28 protein-coding genes are annotated in these 22,594 nt (G+C 33.3%); 15 read left to right on the top strand and 13 right to left on the bottom strand.

Translation table 11 applies throughout. The features are described from left to right. Window positions 1–163: 163 nt before the first annotated feature. On the bottom strand, window positions 164–1,381 hold the full coding sequence (locus OEV82_RS05020; RefSeq protein WP_263061225.1) for a glycosyltransferase family 4 protein: 1,218 nt from the start codon (window positions 1,379–1,381) through the stop codon (window positions 164–166). A gap of 267 nt (window positions 1,382–1,648) precedes the next feature. Here OEV82_RS05020 and OEV82_RS05015 point away from each other — a divergent pair, with 267 nt between their 5' ends. After that, window positions 1,649–2,446, top strand: a complete 798-nt coding sequence (locus OEV82_RS05015) for a sulfotransferase family protein (protein ID WP_263061224.1) — start codon at window positions 1,649–1,651, stop codon at window positions 2,444–2,446. Between the two features lie 54 nt (window positions 2,447–2,500). Here OEV82_RS05015 and OEV82_RS05010 read toward each other — a convergent pair whose 3' ends face one another. Beyond that, complete coding sequence (locus OEV82_RS05010; RefSeq protein WP_263061223.1) at window positions 2,501–3,577, bottom strand: glycosyltransferase family 4 protein; 1,077 nt, start codon at window positions 3,575–3,577, stop codon at window positions 2,501–2,503. A gap of 145 nt (window positions 3,578–3,722) precedes the next feature. Between OEV82_RS05010 and OEV82_RS05005 the strand changes: the two genes are divergently transcribed. The 8 genes from OEV82_RS05005 to OEV82_RS04970 all read left to right on the top strand — a co-directional run bounded on the left by OEV82_RS05005 (window position 3,723) and on the right by OEV82_RS04970 (window position 8,153). Beyond that, window positions 3,723–4,451 (top strand): glycosyltransferase, encoded by a 729-nt coding sequence (locus tag OEV82_RS05005; protein ID WP_173657992.1) that lies wholly within the window; start codon window positions 3,723–3,725, stop codon window positions 4,449–4,451. 186 nt (window positions 4,452–4,637) lie between these two features. Further along, a complete protein-coding gene (locus OEV82_RS05000; RefSeq protein ID WP_173657988.1) occupies window positions 4,638–5,099 on the top strand; it encodes a YhcN/YlaJ family sporulation lipoprotein in 462 nt (153 codons plus the stop codon). Between the two features lie 14 nt (window positions 5,100–5,113). Beyond that, window positions 5,114–5,590 carry a stage V sporulation protein AC gene (gene spoVAC, locus OEV82_RS04995; protein ID WP_263061222.1) on the top strand — a complete coding sequence of 159 codons (477 nt, stop codon included), beginning with the start codon at window positions 5,114–5,116 and terminating at the stop codon, window positions 5,588–5,590. Window position 5,591: 1 nt separating this feature from the next. After that, window positions 5,592–6,608, top strand: a complete 1,017-nt coding sequence (spoVAD, locus tag OEV82_RS04990; protein WP_173657986.1) for a stage V sporulation protein AD — start codon at window positions 5,592–5,594, stop codon at window positions 6,606–6,608. Window positions 6,609–6,638: 30 nt separating this feature from the next. Next, window positions 6,639–6,995 carry a stage V sporulation protein AE gene (gene spoVAE, locus OEV82_RS04985; RefSeq protein WP_173657985.1) on the top strand — a complete coding sequence of 119 codons (357 nt, stop codon included), beginning with the start codon at window positions 6,639–6,641 and terminating at the stop codon, window positions 6,993–6,995. A gap of 153 nt (window positions 6,996–7,148) precedes the next feature. Beyond that, a complete protein-coding gene (locus OEV82_RS04980) occupies window positions 7,149–7,310 on the top strand; it encodes a YjcZ family sporulation protein (protein ID WP_263061226.1) in 162 nt (53 codons plus the stop codon). A 120-nt stretch (window positions 7,311–7,430) separates the two neighbouring features. After that, on the top strand, window positions 7,431–7,688 hold the full coding sequence (locus OEV82_RS04975) for a stage VI sporulation protein F (protein ID WP_173658562.1): 258 nt from the start codon (window positions 7,431–7,433) through the stop codon (window positions 7,686–7,688). Window positions 7,689–7,970: 282 nt separating this feature from the next. After that, window positions 7,971–8,153 (top strand): hypothetical protein, encoded by a 183-nt coding sequence (locus tag OEV82_RS04970; protein WP_263061221.1) that lies wholly within the window; start codon window positions 7,971–7,973, stop codon window positions 8,151–8,153. 62 nt (window positions 8,154–8,215) lie between these two features. Here the strand turns inward: OEV82_RS04970 and OEV82_RS04965 are convergent, their stop codons facing one another. The 3 genes from OEV82_RS04965 to OEV82_RS04955 form a co-directional block, all read right to left on the bottom strand. Beyond that, on the bottom strand, window positions 8,216–8,728 hold the full coding sequence (locus tag OEV82_RS04965) for a 2'-5' RNA ligase family protein (protein ID WP_173658561.1): 513 nt from the start codon (window positions 8,726–8,728) through the stop codon (window positions 8,216–8,218). A 41-nt stretch (window positions 8,729–8,769) separates the two neighbouring features. Next, on the bottom strand, window positions 8,770–9,492 hold the full coding sequence (locus tag OEV82_RS04960) for an alpha/beta hydrolase (RefSeq protein ID WP_263061220.1): 723 nt from the start codon (window positions 9,490–9,492) through the stop codon (window positions 8,770–8,772). A gap of 134 nt (window positions 9,493–9,626) precedes the next feature. After that, on the bottom strand, window positions 9,627–9,848 hold the full coding sequence (locus OEV82_RS04955; protein WP_263061219.1) for a hypothetical protein: 222 nt from the start codon (window positions 9,846–9,848) through the stop codon (window positions 9,627–9,629). A 217-nt stretch (window positions 9,849–10,065) separates the two neighbouring features. Here OEV82_RS04955 and OEV82_RS04950 point away from each other — a divergent pair, with 217 nt between their 5' ends. Beyond that, window positions 10,066–10,929: a CvfB family protein gene (locus OEV82_RS04950; RefSeq protein WP_263061218.1), complete on the top strand. Its 864-nt coding sequence runs from the start codon at window positions 10,066–10,068 to the stop codon at window positions 10,927–10,929. A gap of 139 nt (window positions 10,930–11,068) precedes the next feature. On the opposite strand, the gene OEV82_RS04945 is transcribed toward OEV82_RS04950, so the two are convergent. Then, window positions 11,069–11,998 carry a manganese-dependent inorganic pyrophosphatase gene (locus OEV82_RS04945; RefSeq protein WP_263061217.1) on the bottom strand — a complete coding sequence of 310 codons (930 nt, stop codon included), beginning with the start codon at window positions 11,996–11,998 and terminating at the stop codon, window positions 11,069–11,071. A gap of 347 nt (window positions 11,999–12,345) precedes the next feature. On the opposite strand from OEV82_RS04945, the gene brnQ reads away from it, so the two are divergent. The 4 genes from brnQ to OEV82_RS04925 all read left to right on the top strand — a co-directional run bounded on the left by brnQ (window position 12,346) and on the right by OEV82_RS04925 (window position 15,871). Further along, window positions 12,346–13,725: a branched-chain amino acid transport system II carrier protein gene (gene brnQ / locus OEV82_RS04940; protein ID WP_263061216.1), complete on the top strand. Its 1,380-nt coding sequence runs from the start codon at window positions 12,346–12,348 to the stop codon at window positions 13,723–13,725. Window positions 13,726–13,847: 122 nt separating this feature from the next. Further along, window positions 13,848–14,270, top strand: a complete 423-nt coding sequence (locus OEV82_RS04935) for a GtrA family protein (protein ID WP_263061215.1) — start codon at window positions 13,848–13,850, stop codon at window positions 14,268–14,270. 296 nt (window positions 14,271–14,566) lie between these two features. Next, window positions 14,567–15,289, top strand: a complete 723-nt coding sequence (locus OEV82_RS04930) for an SGNH/GDSL hydrolase family protein (RefSeq protein ID WP_173661048.1) — start codon at window positions 14,567–14,569, stop codon at window positions 15,287–15,289. Between the two features lie 90 nt (window positions 15,290–15,379). Next, window positions 15,380–15,871 (top strand): GNAT family N-acetyltransferase, encoded by a 492-nt coding sequence (locus OEV82_RS04925; RefSeq protein ID WP_263061214.1) that lies wholly within the window; start codon window positions 15,380–15,382, stop codon window positions 15,869–15,871. Window positions 15,872–15,907: 36 nt separating this feature from the next. Here OEV82_RS04925 and OEV82_RS04920 read toward each other — a convergent pair whose 3' ends face one another. The 7 genes from OEV82_RS04920 to OEV82_RS04890 form a co-directional block, all read right to left on the bottom strand. Beyond that, on the bottom strand, window positions 15,908–16,171 hold the full coding sequence (locus OEV82_RS04920; protein WP_263061213.1) for a hypothetical protein: 264 nt from the start codon (window positions 16,169–16,171) through the stop codon (window positions 15,908–15,910). A 70-nt stretch (window positions 16,172–16,241) separates the two neighbouring features. After that, entirely contained in the window at window positions 16,242–17,195 is a 954-nt protein-coding gene (locus OEV82_RS04915; protein WP_173657784.1) for an ABC transporter permease, read from the bottom strand. Beyond that, window positions 17,188–18,105, bottom strand: a complete 918-nt coding sequence (locus tag OEV82_RS04910) for an ABC transporter ATP-binding protein (RefSeq protein ID WP_173657785.1) — start codon at window positions 18,103–18,105, stop codon at window positions 17,188–17,190. Before OEV82_RS04910 ends, OEV82_RS04915 begins: the two co-directional genes overlap by 8 nt. Next, window positions 18,089–18,814, bottom strand: coding sequence for an ABC transporter ATP-binding protein (locus OEV82_RS04905; RefSeq protein ID WP_173657786.1), 726 nt, complete (start codon window positions 18,812–18,814; stop codon window positions 18,089–18,091). Before OEV82_RS04905 ends, OEV82_RS04910 begins: the two co-directional genes overlap by 17 nt. Continuing rightward, complete coding sequence (locus OEV82_RS04900; protein WP_173657787.1) at window positions 18,811–19,185, bottom strand: GntR family transcriptional regulator; 375 nt, start codon at window positions 19,183–19,185, stop codon at window positions 18,811–18,813. Before OEV82_RS04900 ends, OEV82_RS04905 begins: the two co-directional genes overlap by 4 nt. Before the next feature lie 6 nt (window positions 19,186–19,191). Further along, window positions 19,192–19,965: a hypothetical protein gene (locus OEV82_RS04895; RefSeq protein WP_173657788.1), complete on the bottom strand. Its 774-nt coding sequence runs from the start codon at window positions 19,963–19,965 to the stop codon at window positions 19,192–19,194. A gap of 378 nt (window positions 19,966–20,343) precedes the next feature. Further along, complete coding sequence (locus tag OEV82_RS04890) at window positions 20,344–21,531, bottom strand: MFS transporter (RefSeq protein ID WP_263061212.1); 1,188 nt, start codon at window positions 21,529–21,531, stop codon at window positions 20,344–20,346. A 295-nt stretch (window positions 21,532–21,826) separates the two neighbouring features. On the opposite strand from OEV82_RS04890, the gene OEV82_RS04885 reads away from it, so the two are divergent. Then, window positions 21,827–22,594 (top strand): hypothetical protein, encoded by a 768-nt coding sequence (locus OEV82_RS04885; RefSeq protein WP_173657770.1) that lies wholly within the window; start codon window positions 21,827–21,829, stop codon window positions 22,592–22,594.

Genomic DNA, 22,594 nt, shown 5'->3' with positions numbered 1-22,594 from the left:
AGGTATACTACTAGACATAGGTAGGGTCATCCTTTCTCAATTTGTTTGGTCGCAAATCTGAGAATACCCTACCTATTTTTATTTATCTAGAAATTTGCTTACACAAAATTTTATACATCATCATTAATTCAATTTACTATTAAATGATCTTAACTAAATGATCTTAACTCTTGTTTCTTTTTTTTATTGCAGTTTGATAAACATTTAAAACCTTTTGTGTAGCTCTTTGGATTGACCAATGTTTTAAAGCCCATTTTTGAGCACGTTGACCGAGATTAAGTCGAACATTTTCATGGTTGAATAAATAATTTATATGGTTTACTAATGATGCCACATCACCTGGTGGAAATAGTAAGCCGGTTAAGCGATCCTGAATCATTTCAGGTATTCCCCCAACATTACTAGCAATAATCGCTTTTCCTGCAATTTGTGCTTCAATAATTGATAATGGTTGATTGTCCATAAGCGTTGGTAGGATAAATAAATCAGATATGGATAATAAATAAGGTATATCATCTCTTTTACCCAAAAATATCAAATGATTCTGTAAACCAAGCTTTTCGACTAGGTTTTGAAATTCATTGCGTTTTGGTCCATCTCCAACAATCCAACAAACCCAGTCCCTTCTTATTTTTTTTAATTGGTGCAAAGCATTGATCAGATGATGTACTCCTTTAGATTCAACCAATCTACCAGTATAAATGATAATTTTTTTATTGGCAGGAGGGATGATATTCGACTGGTCTAACATTTTTTGTAGGAAACTCTCAATGTCATAACCATAATGCAAAACTTGTAACTGATGAGGAGGAACATGATAAGCATTTATTAATAGATTTTTCAACCATTTGTTTGCTACAATTGTCAATTCTGGTGCAGTTGCTGCCGTAGTTTCCAATTGCTCAAAATAAGTTTTTCCATCCCATGAAACAAACTTATCTGGCTCTTTCACATTATAGTGCGCCTCTTTAATTTCCTCGGCAACACTCCCGTGAAGGGTTGCAACTAATGCTGTATCATTAGAACGAATTCGGTTAAAAGCAATAGTAGAAAAAACATCTTGTGTGTGAATTAAATCATAATCTTTGAAATCAATTAAAGATCTTGCTCCAAGTTCATAAAAAAATTGAAGTTTTTGGTAATAGTGGACAACCCAGTCAACAACAGTCGTTGGGAAATTTTGTTCTATGACATTAGAAAATTGTTTCTTATCTATTCTTTTATTCTTATTTATTAAGTGAACAAATTCATGATCTTTTCCGTATGCGAATAGATCTACATTATGTCCGAGTAATTCCAAGTTTTCTTTTAATTGTTTCATATAATTCCAAACACCACCAACATGTGGGGATACCCAAAATGTAGCGATTAAAATATTCATTATAAACGACTCCTTATAACTCATTAATTGTCTCTTTTATATTCATATTCAAATTAAAGCCAAGGTGATCTTATTTTTTAGAAATAACAAGGTTTGGCTCTCTATAATGAAATGACTCATTGTAACCTCTATTGTTAAACAAAGAACAGATTTATTGTGTCCTAATTTTAAATTTTCTAGCATAATAGCCCGCAATGAATATTGAATAAATGCATATTGTGTTAAGGAATATATAAAAGAGTTCACTCATAAGGAAGTGGATATGTAATGAGTAAATTACAAAGATTAGAAGAAGTCATTAGAATACGGTTGCCACATTACCATGAGGACTTTCCAATCATCCTGTTCTGGAGTCAAAAAAGTGGTTGTACATCGCTATTAAAATGGTTCTATGATCAGATTGGTATTTTAGAAGAAGTACTTCAATATAACCCTTGGGTTCATTATTATGATAGTCAAGTCTTTAAAAGAAGACCGGGGTATAAAGATGATATTATTAACAACATACTTTTAGCCAAAAAGGACATATATAAACTTGTCCGAGATCCGTATAGAAGAGCTGTTAGCCAATTTTTAATATTAGCTACTGCAAAAGGTTCCTCTCATTGGGAAAATGAGTGGAAGAAGGTTAGGAAATTTTTTTATAATAATTCGATGTCCGAGCGCGGAATCACTTTTAAACAGTTCTTACAATATATTAGGGATGCAAAAGACTATGATAATCATTTTGCACCCCAATATGTTCCAGGAGAAGAGGAATTTGTACGTAATTATATTTATTTAGAGAATTTCAATAAACAAATGAAAAAGATTGAAAAAAAGTATCATCTTAAAAAATCGAATCTATTAGAACTAACAACATCTTCCCATCATTTTTCTTCGAATATGGTACTGGAAGGGGATTTTGCGAATATAGAAATTTCCGAATATACATTTAGTAATGAACGTAAGTTTCCAAAATATACGAGTTTCTATGATGAAGAAGCAATTCAACTAGTGAATACTGTTTTTGCGAAAGATTTTGAAATCTATGGTTACCGAAAATTGAACAAACCTTTTATGTGAAATGGTTCCGCAACTTACTAATTTATGTTCGTTTAATTTAACACCTCAGCTTTTCTAAACTTTTATGCCTAATTGTAAAAGCATATTTTTAAAATTTTGACTATAAAGCTTTGGATTAAAATGCTTTTGAACATATAATTGTCCTTTACTTCGAATATGTTCTCGTAAGGTGTGATTTGTCAGTAATTCTAATGCTTGTTGAACGGCATGATTGATATTGCCTAATTGATAATATTTTCCAGTTTGATTGTGAATAATCGAGCTTCGAACACCATCAGAGTCTGTTGTCAATACGGGGCATTTGCAGCTTAATGCTTCAAGTAAAGAATAGGGAGAACCTTCAACCTTTGATGTTGAGCAAAGAAAGCCACCCGAATCACCTATTTTTGAGAAAAACTCAGCCATTTGTGAATTTGGAATATTTTCGTGTCGAGTTAAATTTTTACGAATATTTAGTTGATCGATTAATGATTCAAATCGTTTTCGATCATTTGGATCTCCTATCGTAGGGTCTTCAAATATATATAGTTCCAAATTTGGATTATATTCATGAATTAAACGAGCACCAATATGAAGAAATTCACTCCAGTTTTTATTCTCTTCAATTCTACCTATCCAAGCTATAATTGGATTTGGATGGATATTTGTTTGAATATAAGAAAATTTACTTGTGTCAAAGCAATTGTTAAAACGAAATTTTGGTATATCTGGATAAAATTCCTCTAGTAATTGATCGATGTGGGGTGTTTTCGGATTAAGAAACCCATTTGCGTATTGTTTGACAAGGGGACGGACATTTTTAAGTGTTCGACGTGCTACTTCCTTCGGTCCATATCCTTGGATTTCCATAATAATTTTTCCTTTATATCCAAGTTTTCTCAGCCTAGGAAGAGCTTGAAAATCTGATATAACAATAATTACCTCGTAATTACCTGCATCCAGTATTTTTTTAATCTCATCATCTTTATTCGTAATAAATATCGGCCCATCATGTTTATTGATCAGATCTCTTCTTTTTTCATAATAAAGGAAATGGGAATGAATGTTTATGGCTTTTAATGCGGTACTACGTTGACGATTTAAGGTTTCTACTCCTCCGCTAGGGATGTAATATACAAAAAGAATATTCATGATTGCCTCCTCAAGTTATAGTGGACATATAAGTAAAGCTGGAATCTATAAATACGATATGCGAATGGGCTGGAAATGTTTATTTTAATGAGTTAAAAATGTCTAAATCAAGAAGGCTGAGATTGTTTTGAAAGGAAGTGATGTTTTGCAGCAAGAAACTCCTCCGTTAGTTAGTATTTTGATTCCTTTTTATAATTGCGCTTATATTCAAAAGGCAATCGAAAGTGCATTAAGCCAAACATATTCCAACATTGAAGTCATTGTCATAAATGATGGTTCAACTAAATACCAAGAATTGATTACACCTTATTTGTCAAAAATTATATATTTAAAACAGGAAAATAAAGGTGTAGGTGCTGCAATAAATTTGGGAATTAAACATGCGAAAGGTGACTATTTAGTTTGGCTCAGTTCTGATGATTTCATTCATCAGGATAAAGTAAAAATTCAAGTTGAATTTATGCAGGAAAATAATGTCCTTTTTAGTTTCACAAATTTTAATACTGTTGATCATAATAATAAAGTAATTAAGTATAATGCAGGTATGCAATTTAAAAATGAACTAGAAATTTTAAAAATTCTTACTTACGGTAATCCAATCAATGGCTGTACCGTGATGATGTCGAAAAAACTAATTGATTCAGTGGGATATTTTAATGAAGAATTACGATATGTTCAAGATTATGAATATTGGCTTAGAGTAGCATTAAAAGAGCCAATAAAGTATTTACCAATGACTTTGACAAGTTATCGAATACACGAAAATATGGGAACACTAAAACATAAAGATATTGTTCAAGAAGAGTATCTTAATGTACAAAAAAAATATAAACCATTACTTTTAAAAGTAATTGAGCAAAGGAGAGGAACATGACTCTCCTTTTTTTATTCCAACCAAAATCCAATTAGTAAATAAGTAGCTTAAGAATAAAAATATTGATGTTTTTTTATGTTGGTAAACATTGGATAAGCGAACAAATATTACAAACATAAAAGCCATTCTATAGAAAAAACTAATATCAACAAATATTGTTAAATCTAAACGTAGAGAGGGAACAAAATGAAAAAGTATTGGATATACATAATAGGTGTTTGCTTTATCATTATTCAATTATCTGGATGTAGTACGGTAAATCGTAATGAAAATTCCTTGTTGTCACAGACAGACCCTGAGCCAATTGCGGTTAAGGATGAGGATATCGAGAAAGTAAAAAAAATAAAAGACACCGTTTTATCTTTTGATGAAATTTATGAAACAGCGGTTGTCCTAGGGAAAGAAGACTGCTTAGTTGCAATAAAAGTCCATCATCTTAAACGATTTCGCATGAAAGCGATAGAGAAAAAATTAAAGAAAAAATTAAAGGAGCAATTCCCGAAGGATAAATTTACTGTTTCTAGTGATTATAAGATATTTTTGGAATCTGTTCGCCTAAAAAATAGAGTAGAACAGGAAAATTGGTCTGAAGAGCAAAAAGAAAAAAGATTACAAGAAATCATAAAATTAAGTCAAGAACAGACATAAAAGGAGGGTAATAAATGGGCAAAGAACAAAAATCACCTGAACAAAAGGAATATGACCAATTACAAAAGAAGCATGAAAAGAAACGACCAATTTTACGCAATTGTATTGTTGCATTCTTTGTGGGTGGAACCATTTGTTTAATTGGACAGGCAATTTCCTTTTTTTACATCTATTTTTTTAATTTTACTGAACAAACGGCTGGTAACCCAACAGTTGCGACGATGATTTTTATTGCGATGTTATTAACCGGGTTTGGCGTGTACGACCGTATAGGTCAATTTGCGGGAGCGGGCAGTGCTGTACCAATTACAGGTTTTGGTAATGCTGTTATTTCATCAGCGATTGAACATCGGACAGAAGGATTTGTATTAGGTGTAGGGGGAAATATGTTTAAACTTGCCGGTTCTGTTATTTTGTTTGGAGTATTTTCAGCTTTTGTCGTTGCGATTATTAAAACCATCATTATTCAATGGTTTTTAGGAGGATTTTGACATGTTAAAAGGGGAACAAAGTTGGATATTTAATCGAAGACCTGTTATCTTGGCAACCGGTGTTACAGGGGGGCCGTTTGAAGGGAATGGTAAACTAGCCGAAGATTTTGATTTATTACATGAAGACTTATGGATGGGAGAAGAATCTTATGAAAAGGCCCACCGTTTACTTATTGATGAGGCCATTGAAATTGCATTAAATAAGTCACAGCTTACAAAGGAAAATATTGATTTCATCATTGCTGGGGATTTAATAAACCAAATTACACCAACGACATTTGCTGCACGGTCACTTAGTATACCGTATTTTGGTATAAGTGGTGCTTGTTCAACCTCAATGGAAGGGCTTGCGCTAGCTTCATTTATAATTAATCATCAAGGGGCAAAACATGTCCTGACCGGTTCAGCCAGTCATAATGCGGCGGCTGAAAGACAATTTCGTTATCCGACTGAATATGGAGGACAAAAACCACCAACTGCTCAATGGACGGCAACTGCCGCTGGTTACGCCATTGTTGCTGAACAAAATGAGCAAAACCAAAATGAGCCGAAAGTGACAATGGCTACGATTGGGAAAGTAGTGGATATGGGAATGACAGATCCGTTCAATATGGGAGGTGCTATGGCACCAGCTGCTGTTGATACGATTTTAGCGCATTTTAAAGATACGGGACGGACACATGAAGATTATGATTTGATTGTCACAGGTGATTTGGCAAAAGTTGGAAGAGCAACGGCTCTTGATTTGATTCATTCAAAAGGGATCGATTTACCGACGGAGAAATTTCAAGATTGCGGTTTGATGGTCTATAAAGAAGATCAACCTGTCTTAGCAGGAGGTAGTGGATCAGGTTTGTCTGCCGCTGTTTTATATGGGCACTTGCTGAAACAGATGAAATATGGAACTTATAAACGAATTTTGTGTGTGGCGACAGGATCATTACACTCCCCATTATCTATTCAACAAGGTGAAACGATTCCGTGTATTGCCCATGCAGTTGCGATTGAAATGGATTAACAAATCGTACATATTAAGGGAGGAATACAGATGTTAGCGATGTTTTTTTGGGCATTTGTCATAGGTGGACTTATCTGTGTGATCGGTCAGTTATTATTTGATGTGTTCAAAATGAACCCTGGGCAGGCATTAAGCATTTTGGTCGTATGTGGAGCAATATTAGATGGTATAGGATTGTATGAACCGTTATTAGATTTTGCAGGGGCAGGAGCATCGGTACCGATTACAAGTTTTGGTAATGCTCTCGTTCATGGCGCCATGCAAGAAGCTGAAAAGCATGGACTTATAGGCGTTATTACTGGGATGTTTGAAGTTACCAGTGCCGGTATTTCGGCCGCCATTATTTTTGCATTTATAGGCGCATTAATCTTTAAGGCAAAAGGATAAAAGGGAGCAATCGTTAGGAAAGAATAAATGAAAGGACTTGCGTTAAGCAAGTCCTTTTTAGTTAAAAAGATTAATTATTTTAAATGCGCCTATACATTTTATCGTCTATTTACATATTCTAGGATTGTAAGAACAATAAGTGAGGTGAAAAATATGGGCTGGGGCTTTGGAAGCTGCGGTTGTAGCTATGGTGGCTATAGTGGCTATGGTGGCTATGGCTACGGTGGCTATGGCTATGGCGGCGGTAGTACATTCGTGTTAATCGTCGTATTATTTATTCTGTTAATCATTGTCGGTGCAAGTTTCTATAATTAAAATCATGAGGAGGGCAGGTATAAACCTGTCCTTTTCCTTTATATACATATAAACTTATGAACCCTAAAGCAATTTCTGCATAGTATAAAGTAGTTTCAAAAAGGAGGCGTAATAGATCGAATGGATCCAAATTTCTTTAAAGGATTAGAAAAAAAAACGGGCGTTAACATGAATGACATTTTTCAGTTAGCCAATTCTTTACAGTATGCAAATTTACAGGATGAAAAAACAGTACGTGAGGTTGTCCAACAAGTGGCGCGTATTGCTGGAAGAAATGTGCCTAAAGAATTAGAAGACAAAATTGTAGATACCATTATTCATGATGGTAAAAAATTAGATTTTAATACAATTGCCAACATGATGAATAAGAAAAAATAACGAACGAACACATTAAACTGGAGGGTAAGAACAGGTTCTTCAGAAAATCTGATATTGTGGAACATGAAAGGGACGTTGGCGTACGTACATCCAGTGACAAAGCCGTAACCGTTTCGGGGTCTTCGACTTTGTGTGGATGGTGCTTACTACTTTTGGCACAAAAGCTTTTGCTGTTCCCATGCCACGCCAACTTCCCTCAAATGACTTATTGGCTTGCCCTTTTTGTAAAAACGTTTGTAACTATTCTGATTTTTTTGATAATATGAACAGGGAGGGGGATTAATGTTTTCAATTTTTCCTATTGATCATTCCGTATACCAAAAACAAATAGATAAAGTTATTCAAAATAAAAATAAAAGGGTTACGAAGATACATAAAATAATGAAACTAAACCATCTAGTTCAATATGAGCATTATCTAAAAAAGAGTCAATTAAAGGGGAGAAAAGTTGATATTAGAGTTTGAAGGTGTTGTTTGAAAAAGTAAAAGCAACCGGTTATTACCGATTGCGAGTTTAATACTTAAAGTTATTTTTCCCCGAGTAAGAATGTTTCGTAAACGTTCCAAACACCATTATCTAATTGATAAACCAGATGAAAACGATCAATTTCTTCTGTGAAATCTAATTTTAAAAGTCGAAGTTGACTATAGACATCGGTGTGTTCTCCATCTGAAAGCTCTTGTCCTAAAGTAATGTGGGGTACAAAAGCATATTCCGGTGGATTTCCGTAGGCAAGTGAATTAATATCGCCATATAATTTTTCTAGTTCTGAAGATGGTTCTATTTTTAAATATACAACATTATTTACAGGATGAAATGTACTGATCTTTTTCGTTGTAATTGAAAATGGTTGATGATTACGAGCAATTTCTTCTAAATGGTTCGAGATTTCGGCAATTTCGTTATCAGATGATTCAAATTTTGCTTTTAATGTGATATGTGGTGGGATTAAAGCATAATAAGGATCATATCTTTTTCGATAGGAATTAGCAAAGTCTTGTAATTTTTTTGATGGATAGATCACAACGCCAACTTTCATGAAAAAACCTCCTTTATGAATTTTGACTGAAAAACTGTGACTTATAGCGGGAACAACTTTTTGAAAGCCCTTTTTAGGTCTTTTTGCCAATACTTCCATGTATGATTTCCTTCAATTTCATCATAAAAATATGTGGCCATTGTTCCTTTTAATCGTTCATGTAATTTTCTATTCGAAGTTAAAAAATCAGCAATTTTTCCATCGGTCATTTTGACTTCTGTTTCTTGTTTCCCAATCACATGGTAAATATTGAGTAATTCCCATTCGGAAAATTGTTGAACGTTTTGCAAAACTATATCATCTACAAGTGGGGAATGCAAAATCGCTTTACCAAATATTTTTGGGCTATAAAGTGCACCCATTAATGAAGCAGTACCTGCAAGAGAATCTCCTGCTAGCGCTCGAGAAAATGCATTTTTTTGTACTGGAAAAGTTTTCTCGACAAATGGTAGAAATTCGTTTGTTAGAAATAGAAGATATTGCTTATGTTTAGATCCATCAGGATGATATTTCTTTCTTCTGTCTGTTACGGATTGATAAGGAATGCCGAAAAATAGGAATGGCTCAATTTCTAAGTTGTAATTCAATTCATCTAATGTTCTGGCAATTCTTCCTAATTGGAAATAATCTTTACCATCTTGTGCAATGCAGATTGGGTATTCATGAAATGGTGTATACTCGGGAGGAAAATAGACAAGTATATTTAGCTCTTCTTGAAGCTGTTGACTATATAACTTGAATTCATCAACTTTTCCTTTGTTCATTCGATGGCCCCCCGCATTTTGTAAACATATACAATATTTATCTTAACATATTGAATAAAAAAATAGGGAGCAGAAAGCTTGGTTTTGGAAAAAATTCGAAATATTTTCACATAACATATAATAAAAAGGATTTATTAAGCTGATGTCGTATAGATTTTCTTTATTGGTTGTGCAGCTAATATTTGTTCAATATTAAACGATCGATATTGTTTTTTTGTATGACAGTAGGCGAGTAACTTTTTCTGATTTAATTTTTTTATTGTAATACAACGTTGAGTGATCGTTCCTGTTTTTGATTCATAGATAATTTCAATCGGTTTTTGCTCGACGGCGCTCTTTACCAATAATGACCTCATAAAAAAACCTCCTAAAATCGAACGTATATTCCTATTTACATTATACACGAACATATATTCTATAATCAATCGTATGGAATACGATTTAAATAATAAATATATTAGTCATTCAAATGAATATTACTGTTATTTTTTACCAAACATTGTTAAAATCGAATAATCTAGTGAAATAAAACACAATATGTAATTGAAATGGAAGAGGAAAGAGGGAACTTAAATGAGTCAGTTAAAACCGGGTACAGTTGCTAACCTTAAGGTAGCACGGGAAGTCGATTTTGGATATTTTTTAACGAATGGAACAGAGGAAGTTTTATTACATAAAAGTGAACAAAAGGGTAAATTGCAACTAGAAGAAGATGTACGTGTGTTCTTGTATCTGGAAAAGTTAGGGCGGTTAGCTGCAACAATGGCAATACCTGTTGTGCAAATAGGGACATATGGTTGGTGTAAAGTAGTAGAAGTTAAGGAAAGTTTAGGTGTTTTTGTAAACATTGGCATTAGTAAAGATATTTTAATCTATAAAGATGACTTACCAAAATTAAGGGAAGTTTGGCCAGTTGTTGGTGGTCGTCTTTATATTACATTAAAAACAGATAAAAATGGCCGTCTCCTCGGTAAATTAGCAACAGAAACGGTTATGGAAAAACAATTTAAAAAAGCAGACCGAAGTGTTTTTAATCAAAATGTGCGAGGGTATGTGTATCGGACGTTGTACTCAGGATCATTTATTATAACAGAAGAAGGTTATCGAGGGTTTATACATCATAGTCAACGGAAAACAGAACCACATTTAGGTGATGAAGTTTCAGGAAGAGTAATTGATGTTAAAGAGGATGGTACAATTAACGTCTCTTTATTAAAGAGAGGGTATGAATCGATCGCTGAAGATGCAGAAAAGATCTTTATGTATTTACAAGAACGGGGTGGCCGCATGCCATATACAGATAAAAGTCAACCAGAAGATATTGAAAAAAGATTTGCAATGAGTAAGGGGGCGTTTAAAAGAGCATTAGGTAGACTTATGAAAGAAGGGAAAATTGATCAAGAAGACGGTTGGACGCATATTAAAAAACAATCGTGAAAAAGATTTGAAATATCAAATGCGTGCACAAGTGTTTAAACCAAATTCAGAACTATGCTTTTAACTGGCTAAACGTCTTATTTGCTCTTTACATATTTTATGGGCTGCTTTGAAAGGCAGCCCATTTATTATTGCCATTTTATTTTTCAAATGCTTCTGTTAAAATTGGTACGACTTGTTTTTTACGAGAAACAACACCTTCAAGTAGTGCAGTATTGTTCTCTAATTTTACATCATAAGCTTTCTCAACAATTGCAGCTTGACTTCCTAGAGCAAGTCCAACTGAATGACTATTTAATATATCTGTAATAACAAACAAGAATAAGTCTAAGCCTTTTTCATCAATGGAACTCTGAATTGCCGCTTCAATTTCCGGTTGTCGAGCCAGCACATCTTGCGGATCTACTGTATTCACTTGGGCAATCATGACTTTATGTCCAGCAATATCATACGGCTTTGCATCCATTGTAATTAATTCTTCTGCTGTTTTAGAGGAAATGTCAGCACCGGCTTTTAACATGGCCATACCATATGTTTCAATATCAACATTTGCAATTTCTGCCAATTCTTTTGCAGCTTGTACATCTTCTTCCGTACAAGTAGGCGATTTGAATAATAGAGAATCTGATATGATTGCTGACAACATTAGACCAGCTATTTCTTTTTTTATTTCAACATTGTTTTCTTTGTACAATTTGTTTAAAATGGTTGCGGTACACCCAACTGGTTCTGCACGGTAATATAGAGGATCTGCTGTTTCGAAATTGGCAATACGGTGATGATCGATCACTTCAATTACTTTTGCTTTTTCGATATCATCGGCACTTTGTCCGCGTTCGTTATGATCTACAAGGATGACGGTGTTCGTTTCTTCGGTTACTTTTTGTACGAGACGTGGTGCATCAACGTTAAAATAATCTAATGCATATTGGGTTTCACTGTTTACTTCGCCAAGTCTGACAGCTTCGGCGTTCAAGCCTAATTCTCTTTTTAATTCAGCATAAGCAATTGCCGAACAAATTGTATCGGTATCTGGATTTTTATGCCCAAAGACAAGTACTTTATCCATTATGACTTCAACTCCACTTCGAATATTTTCTAAAATAGTACCTATATTATGGTACTCTAAACAACCGATTTTAACAATATTTTACAAAAAAATGCAAAAAAGTAAAAGAAGTGAGAAAAAATAGTTGATTTTTTTTACTTATTATATATAATGTGTTTTGTAAATATAATTAATTTTCAATAAATTAAATTCATTCCAATAAAATAAAAACAAATCTAAATCGACAAAAAATTACAATTTCCTTCAAAAAGCGGTAGACTTTTTTGCTTTACTGTGATATAAATAATTTAATAATTTTTCTATAATAATTTTTTGGAACATTTAAACAATTCCAGGAGGTATTCTTTATGGCAAACCAAAAAGCTTCAGTTTCACAGTATATTGCCATTGGGTTTATGTTGTTTGCTCTATTTTTTGGGGCTGGAAACTTAATCTTCCCGGCTCAATTAGGTCAACAAGCAGGGGCTGAATTTTGGCCAGCAATAATCGGATTTTTAGTAACAGGCGTTGGACTACCTTTACTTGGGGTAATTGCCATCGGTTATTCCGGTTCTAATAATTTACAGGAATTGTCAAGCCGCGTGCATCCAGTCTATGGTATATTTTTTACTAGTTTACTATATTTAACGATTGGACCATTTTTCGCGATTCCAAGGACGGCTACTGTACCATATGAAACAAGTATCGCACCATTATTAGGTGGAATGAATCCACAATTTGGCTTATTTTTATTTTCACTTGTATTCTTTGTTTTAACTTTATGGCTAGCATTGAATCCAAATAAGATTGTTGATCGGATTGGAAAAGTTTTATCACCAGCACTTGTTTTTTTATTACTTGTTCTTATCGTGTTAGCATTAATTAATCCGATTAGTTCATTTAGTGCACCTCAAGGCAGTTATGCAACAGGTGCATTTACAACTGGTTTTCTAGAAGGTTACAATACAATGGATGCTTTAGCATCATTAGTGTTTGCGATTATCGTGATTCAAGCGGTTAAGTCATTAGGAATAAAAAGTGAAAAGGGGATTCTTGTTGCCACATCAAAATCAGGAATAGTTGCTGCCATTCTTTTAGGGGTTGTATATGTTGGAATTGCCTTTATGGGGGGAATCAGTGTAAACGAATTTGGTTATTTTGAAAATGGTGGGCCCGTCTTAAGTAGTGTAACAGGCTATTATTTAGGAGCAATTGGAAATGCCTTTTTAGCAATCATTATGTTCTTAGCTTGTTTAACAACCAGTACTGGACTAATTGCTTCTTGTGCTGAGTATTTCAATAAATTATTACCTAAATTCAGCTATAAAACGTTAGTTGTATTTTTTACCTTAATTTCATTTATTATCGCGAACTTTGGTTTAACAAACATTATTACATTTTCTATACCAGTGCTCATGTTTTTATATCCATTAACTATTGTATTAATGTTACTAACGTTTATTTCTCCACTTTTTCAACATTCTAGAATTGTGTATGCAGGTACGATTGCTGTAACTTTCTTTTTCGCTATTATCGATGGATTAACGACACTATTTTCTTCCATCGGAGTGGATAACCCTGTATGGTTACAATCCACAATAAACTTTTTAACAGATGTTCTTCCACTGTATAGTGAAGGGTTAGGATGGTTCATACCTGCGTTAGTTGCGATTGCTATATTTTGGATTACTAGCAAAACGTTTGTTTCTGAAAAAAGTTCGATGACCAATGAAATCGTGAATAAATAATCATCGGTATCCTTTTTCCTCCATATGTTTGGAGGAATTTTTTTTATCAAATTACGTTTAATGTCATCGTCTTACGGCAAAAATGAAGGAAAAATCAGCAAGTGATAGACAGGTGAAAAAAGATGATGCATTTTACGTTTGTTAAATTTATATTTGTTGGTGTTATAAATACATGTATTGGTCTTTCCATTATGTTTATTTGTTTTGATCTTTTTGCTTGGAACTATTGGATGTCTACCCTAAGCGGTAATGGTGTTGGAGCTGTAATAAGCTTTATCTTAAACAAAAATTTTACTTTTCAAAGTAATGTACCTGTCGTTCGCGGATTTCTGCGATTTGTTATTGTATTATTCATTTGTTATGTCATTGCTTATAGAGTTGGCCTTGATTTAACAAATTATTGTTTGAATGATATGAACGTAGTTAAAGAATATAAAAGTGAAATTGCTATTATGGTTGGAAGTGTACTTTATTCGATATTAAATTATTTTTGTCAACGTTATATTGTATTTAAGAAAATAACAACGAAAGATATAGAAGGATAATGTTTTATTAAAGAAAACCCAAAAATATTTTATCTAAAAATAATATTTAATGTAAAGAAATATGATTGCGTTTACAAGGTGTTTTTCCTGTAACATGAGTTGGTTTCATGAAATATAATGACTAATGTTAATTGATGTGTAGAATACGATTCTTTAAATGATCGAGTTCTTAAAACATAAACAATCAGTAAATTTTTCCATATATTATTAAAATGAAGAGGATGGCTATGAAAAGAATTTGTAACCATTTCATTGTTTTATTTGTATTTGTTTTTTTCATTTTCGTAGGTTTGCAAATGAAGGATTTTTTCAATCATGAGTATGTAAGGGCAAATCAAGTGGAAAAAAAGCGTCATCATTCTAATTATTATTTAGAGTATTTATTCGATTTATCGCAAAGGAAAGATAAAGTAGTGATTGCAGTTATCGGTAGTAGTGTTACAAAAGGAAGCGGTGCATCCATTCTTGAAAATAACTGGCCGACACAATTGTTATATGCCCTTCACAGAGAAGGAATTCGAAATATAAAATTAATTAATTTAGGTTTTTCCAGATTTAAAGCCCAAGACTTATTAGCTAAGGGAGTCATCACTGAACTATCTAAACAACAGCCTGATCTTATTATATTTGAAACATCTGTCATCAATAATTATCGGCAAGCCACTACAATGGAACATACGATTAAATATATTGACATTTTACTAAATAAAATTACAAAGGAACTACCGGATGCAAAATTGATCGTTATATCGCCAAATCCTATTTTATCGATGAAAAAAAATAAAATTGGGTTCTATTATCAAGATTATCTTGAACAAAGTGAAAAGTATGTTCGTGAAAAAGGATATGATTATTTAAATATTTACGAAAGGATGAACGAATATATCGATAATGAAAACGGAAGTCTTACAGAGTATTTGGCTGATGAAATTCATCCAAACGATCGCGGATATAAACTGTGGTCGAAGTTGTTAATGGACTATATGAAAAATGGAAAAATAAGTGAAAATATATGGTAAAGGTACTTGAAGAATTCTTTTTTGATTCACTATTCCTTCCAAAACATTTTTGTATTAAACTATGTTTATATTATTTGGGAGGAAAAGAAAATGGTTGTAATTCGAGATGCCGTTTTGGAGGATTTACCTAACATATTAAATATATATAATTATGCCATTGTTCATTTAACAGCAACCTTTGATACGGAAGAAGAAACATTGGAAGATAGACAAAATTGGTTTGATAATCATAATGAGAAGTATCCGGTCATTGTTGCCGAGATGGATGGGGAAGTGGTTGGTTTTAGTTGTTTAAGTCCTTTTAAAAGAAAAAAAGCCTATAGTCAGTCGGCCGAGATTTCTATCTATACTTCCCCTGAAAGCCAAGGAAAAGGCATCGGGAAAGCGTTAATGGAAGAAATCATAGAACGAGCGAAACAAAATGGGTTCCGGACAATCATTGCTGTGATTACGAGTGGCAACGAAGCAAGTGTGCGACTTCATAAAAAATTTGGCTTTAAATTTGCAGGTCGAATAAAAGAAGTAGGTTATAAATTTGGTCAGTGGCTTGATGTTGAGTATTATCAGTTACTTTTAAAGTGATACAAAGAAATCTGCACGAAAGACCGTGCAGATTTCTTAATGAAATGTAGATAAGATTTCATCAATATCATTTAATAGTTGGTTTATTTCTTCCTTTGACAAAGGAACAAGTAATTGGTCATATAAAGAAATCACCTGGCCATCCTCATTTGTTGAACGACTTAAATACGTATACAATTCTTGAAGTTGATTTTGTTTCATTAATGTTTCGGTATAAACATGTTTGACTTTTTGCAAAGTAAAAATTTTTGCTTCTTCATCAAAGCATCCTGAAAATATTTTGCCTTCAATTGTTGTCACTGGATATCTCTCCTATAATCCTATTCTTAATAGAAGTATATCCAATTCTCTTCTTTTCAATATAGAAATGTTAAGCACTAACATCTCTTTTATTGAAAAGATAAAAGGATATTGCTAAAAATAGGATTAAATGAATAGCAAGTATAACAAGAGAAAATTCTAACGTCATTCCATCCATTAACACCGTACCCTCAAGATATTGCATTAAGTCAGTATTAGCAAATAACGTATATTTCGTCCATTCAAAGTGATTGGCAAGATTTGAAGTGATGATTGGTCCTACTAGTAATAAGAAAATGGAAATACCGACTGCTAGTCCGCTTGTTCGGAATACAGCAGAAATCATGAAAGCCATTGTTGCTAGTAGTAACGTACTTACAGAACTTAGTACATATAATTTAATTAAATAGAGTAATAAGCTTTGTTCGATTACTTGCCCATTTTCATAAGTTAAATAAACAGCATTCGTGTCACCAAGCCCAAAGAATAGTGCTCCTGTAATTGCTGCTGTAATAAATAATATCGCGAGCAAAAAAAGAAGACTAAGGATGACAGTTATATATTTTGATAATAAAATTTTCCAACGCTTATATGGCTTTACTAATAACATTTTAATCGTTCCCCTGGAATATTCATTAGCCACAATTCCAGATGCAATGATGATGACAAAAAGACCAACAAACGTAATCATTAAAGAAGATTCGTCAATAAAAGACCACATTGAATAATCAACATAGCTTGGTGGGATATCATTTTCAATTCGATATTGATTAATAGCGATTTGACTTTCCATCCAATTCTTATACCATTCTTCATTGGTATTTTCATATTCTTGTTCATAAAGTTCAATATCTTGTTGTAATCCTTGTTTCCAATCGTTATTCGAGTCATTCTTTGAATTTGAATGAAGCCATTGTGTTAGAAAACCAAACAAAATGGTCCCGACTACAATTAATGCGATCATAATATATGTGCTCGGCCTTTTTAATAGTTTAACCGATTCATTTTTTACTAAATTAAGCATGACTTGTCACCGCCTTATCGTTAGTGATTTCAAGAAATCGATCTTCTAATGATTTTGAAATAACTTTAACTTCATATATTAAAATATTTTGTTGTACAAACTGTTGAATGATTTCGGGAACTTGTTTTTTCTCTAAATAAACTTCAATACCATGTTCATGAGGATTAGCTTCATATCCGGCATCTTGTAATATATTTAAAGCAGAAGTGATTTTATCTACTTGAATAAAATACGGTCTCGTTTTCACTTCTTCTTCTTTTACCCTTTGTATGTTTACTAGTTTTCCGTTTTGGATGATTGCAATACGGTCACACATCATTTCCATTTCGGATAATAGATGACTCGAAACAAGGATCGCCAAATTATTTTCGTGAGCTAGTTTTCGTAAATAATGACGGATCTCTTTTATACCGGCAGGATCTAGACCATTTGTTGGTTCATCTAAAATAAGAACTTTAGGGTCATGTAATAAACAAAGTGCTATTCCTAATCGTTGTCTCATGCCAAGGGAATAAGTTTTAACTTTATTATGAATGTGATCTTTTAGACCAACCATTTCTACAACTTGGTTAATTTTTTCTTTTGTAACGCCTTTGTACAATCTTGCTGCTTGCATTAAATTTTCGTAGCCGGTAAGAAATTTATATAGTTCCGGGTTTTCAACGATTGCGCCAATTTGAGATATCGCCTTTTCAAAATCTTGTTTAAGATTGGTTCCGTTTATAATGATCTCTCCGCTTGAAACTTTCATTAGCCCTGTTATCATCCGTATGGTGGTTGTTTTCCCGGCGCCGTTTGGTCCAAGAAATCCTAGCACTTCCCCCGCCATTACTTTAAAACTAAGATTATCAATAATTTGTTTGTTCCGAATCTTTTTAGAAACGTTTCTTAACTCAATGATTGGTTTCAAGATTTTCACTCTCCCAATTTTTGATTGTCGATTTGAACCATTGTAAAATGGATATTCCCTGTTCTTCCCTTAATTTTTCTACATTTTGATGATCAATATAGTGTCCTTGATAAACGGCTATAACTTCGTCTAATAAAGGCTCGATTTCATCAATTTCATGGGTGGCTATAATGACAATTTGTTCTTCAAAATTTATATAAGTAAGTAAACTTTTAACGATAGAGTCGCGAACGAGGGCGTCCAAACCTGAGAAAGGTTCATCAAGCAATATCACAGGTGCATTTCTTGCTAAAGTTAGGACAAGTTTTAATCGACCGCGATTCCCCTTTGAAAGTTTGCGAATTTTTTTCCTCTCATCTAATTGCATATCTTGTAAAAGTTGCTTTGCTTTTTCTAAACGAAAGTCGGAAAATTGCGAATGATAAAAGTCGATTATTTGTTTAATCGTAAAAGAATGATAGAAATGATCTAATTCTGTTAAATATGCAACATTTTGGCAAACCTTTCTTGTGACCTTTTCTTCTTTGACTTTAACCGTACCTTTTGTAGGATAGATGAGACCGGTTATTAACTTTAATGTTGTTGATTTTCCACTACCGTTTGGTCCGAGCAAGCCGTAAATTTTTCCTTTCGTAAAGGTAAAGGAAACATTTTTAAGGGCGAACTCTTGGCCATATTTTTTCGTCACATTGTTTAATTGAACGGTCATTTGTCTTCACCTCTTTCTAAAAAAATTTTCAGACTAGCCACCATTTCTTCATTTGAAAAACCGAGGTCTCTCATTTTATTTACAAATGAACTGATCACTTCCTGTTGGAATGTATGTTTAAGTTCTGTGACAATCTCTGAATTTTCAACTACAAAGGTACCCTGCCCTCGCCTTGTTTCCACAACACCCATCCTTTCCATTTCACTATAAGTTCTTTGGATTGTATTCGGATTGACACCCATTTCAACCGCCATTTCTCGTACGGAGGGCAGTTTTTCACCTGGTTTCAGTTCTTCACGAATAATTTGTTGGAAGATGAAATCTGCAATTTGTAAATAAATTGGTTTCGATGTTTCAAAGTCTCTTGCCAATGGTGCTTACACCTCAACTTTCTTATCAAGCAACACACAAGAAATAATGTAAAGGAGAACAGTTTTTATTAGATGATAAAGTTCGGTTCCTACATGAAACGGTATAGAATCAACGTTGAACTTTTCTCCTTCAATTTCAAAGTAAATTTGACTATTCATTTCAAAAGTAATATTAAAAAAATGATTTTTAATTAATTGTGTGTGTTCAAATAAAAAATAATCAATCAAGTTTAAGCCGATAAATACAAGAATGACGGCAAGCCATCTGACTCTTTTCAATCTAGGAAATTTACTTAATGAATGGTACACCGTCCAAAGAAATGTAACTAAGATAGCAACACTAAGGGAAGATATGAAAAAATAAGCGATACCATAAAAGACCAAACTAGGGGAAAAAGATGTCTCTAAATTAGGTTTTCCGAACATCGCCAAGGAAATTAAAGTAAAAATGCCGATTACAACAATGGATATAACTAGATAAATGGTTGATACCAATAATTTTGCTAAAAGTAATTTGTTACTGCTATTCGGGTTGTATAGCCATAACATTGTTTTTCCTTCAACGTGTAAAAAACTATACATGGATAGTGGGATAAAGAAAAAATGCATCCCAAAAAACGCTATGAGTATAATGTAATAAATAATCCCAGCATGAGTGTCGTTTCTTAAAGCTAAGATAAGAAACGAGGTTAAAATGAGTGTCAAAGTAATAAGCCACGTTAATATCCAATTTTTTGAAACGATCATTTCTTTTTTAATTAATCCAAGAAATGAATTCATAATGACGCCACCTTTATTTTGTATTAGTGTTCTATTTAAATAGTACACTAATACAAATAGTACAGTCAATGGGTAAAAGGTAGGGATTCGAAATATAGGTGAATTTTTGAGTACTCGATATGATCATATTATAGAAAAGCTTGTTCATACGATTTGTGACTAAAATGAAGGATCAAGTATGATCTGAAGCATTTGTTCTACATAGAAGCGGTTTAAATCGAGGTTGAATTGTAGTTCCTAAACGAATATTTCCATGAACATATACATGAAGGGAGATTTTTTGCCTTCTTTTTTATTTTAAGATGGTGATACTTTATTCGTCATTTCTTGACAAATAAAAAAGGTGAGCAATGTTAGAAGCGACATTTGCTCACGAAATTAAAAACCTAGTTTCTTTTCATTCGGTAAAAAGATGGCAAGAATTGCACCTATCAAAGGCAATATGGATAATATTGTAAATACAGTAGTAACACCGATGATATCAGAAATTCCTCCTAATAATACAGATCCAATCCCACCAGCACCGATACCAAAGCCGATGGAAAGGCCGGATGCTAGTGCTAAATTTTTTGGTAATAACATTTGCATATATATGACACTAACGGAAAAGGAAGAGAGGACGTTAAAACCAAAAAATAATAACATGATAACAGTAAGCCATCCATCAACATAAGGTAATAGTAATGCAAAAGGGGTAGCCAGCATCATGGAGCCTACCATTAATCGTTTCATACCAATTTTGTCAGCTAAAACACCACCGAAAAATGTACCAAGTGCACCAGCACCGACAAATATAAAGTTTAATAGTTCCGATTGTTGCAATGTTAAATGACTTAAATAAAACGGAAGGAAAATAACGACACCAACTTGACACCAGGATCGTAATAAAATGACAACAATGAGTAATATGGATCCCCAAACATGATTTTCCCCGGGTAATTCATTTTTCTTCCCTTGATAATTTTGAACACTGGTCTTCATCCATTTCAGTAAAGGTACAGTTAAAAATAAGGATAAAAAAGCGATAGGTAAGAGCCATATTAATCCGTCAATCCCCGTATAAACGAGAAATAAGGGAATCATCAGTGGTCCAAAGGCTTGCCCCGCATTCCCACCAACTTGGAAAATCGATTGAGCTAAACCTTTTTTCTTTCCTGATGCAAAATGGGTACCCCTTGATGCCTCTGGGTGGAAGATGCCTGAACCTAGGCCAGAGATGGCAATGAAAATTAAAAGCCAAAATAAATTAGGGGCAATGGCGGTTAGCGCTAATCCTGTAACAGATAAAAATAGACCTGCAGAGAAAAACCAAACTCTAGGCTTACGATCAGACATCATACCGAAGATCGGTTGAGAAATAGCAGAGGTTAGATAGGAAATTAATACGATTAACGTAGATTCCGTATAGCTTAAGGCAAAAGCATCCTTATACATAACAACTAACGCTGGAACCATTCCGGTTGTCACAAGATCATTTAAAAAATGGGTACCACTATACGTATACAATGCTCTAGGATAAAATCCACTTTTCGCGGTAACTTGATTTGTAGCCGTTTGTGTCTCCATTTTATCGCCTACTTTCACGAAAAATTTAATTTCATTTTAATATGCGTAATGAGATTTTACCATAATTAAAGATTGTCAGTTTAGTATGTTGCTTTTACGAACATATAAATTTAGGAAAAACTGACAAGGATTTTCTCATTTCTACATGAATAAAAAGGAATTGACAAAAGACACACAGCAGTTGTAAGTAGTTGTCGAACAGTTTTAAAAGGTAATTTTATTGCTTTGTCGAAGTTTACAAAATAAGATGAAGAATAATAGACATTGGTTAGATTTCGAAAGGGAGGTGCAAATGTTGAGTTGGAAAATAAGTGATTTTACAGAGCAAATACAATATGCAGTAAACGACTTAAAATTAAATCGGAAAACGGTGTCGACTTGGTTCAATAAATTAGAAAATGCGCACATCCATTATGTAAATCGCATCGATGAAACGGGTGAAAAAATTTACGATGAACTTGATTTAGAAATTGGTATTTATATAAAACAAAGGCGTAATGAAAAAGCTCCTCTAACAGTTATTTTTAATGAAATAAAAGAAAAGTTTGAAGTGCGACCGGTTCCTTTTCAAGAGGAAACAAAGTTAGACAATAAGGAACTGTATCTCCATGTTTCTGAAAACTTACTACAACAAATCGATTTAAGTGGATTGAAAAAGGAGATTATCAAGGAGATTAAAACAACATACGAAGAAGTAGCATCAGCACAATTGTCTCATATTATACAATCGTATGAATCCTTAATTGAACGATTGCCAGAACAAGGAAATCATGAAGAGGAGCGGGAACGGCGGTTTCAAGAAATGGTTTTAAAAAGGCGTGTTGAATATCAACTAGAAAAAGAGGCAATATTACTTTGGACTTCACAGCCGGAAAGTGAACGGTTTCGAAAAGTAGGTTGGTTTCGAAAGGAGGAAGACACATTAAAAAGAGACTTGTTTGTAAAAGAATATGTTACAAGTCATTTTGCTGAAAGGATTAAAAAGGAATTGTTCTATGAAAAATTGAAAGAGCGAAAAGTTGTTGGAGAAGTTGATGTGTTAACACCTGCCATTAGTCAGTGA

It is taken from the genome of Pallidibacillus thermolactis, from assembly GCF_025660415.1.
In the GTDB taxonomy this organism is placed as follows: domain Bacteria; phylum Bacillota; class Bacilli; order Bacillales; family Caldibacillaceae; genus Pallidibacillus; species Pallidibacillus thermolactis.
The sequence above is the reverse complement of the archived record's forward strand: the minus strand, read 5'-3'. Positions and strand labels throughout refer to the sequence as shown.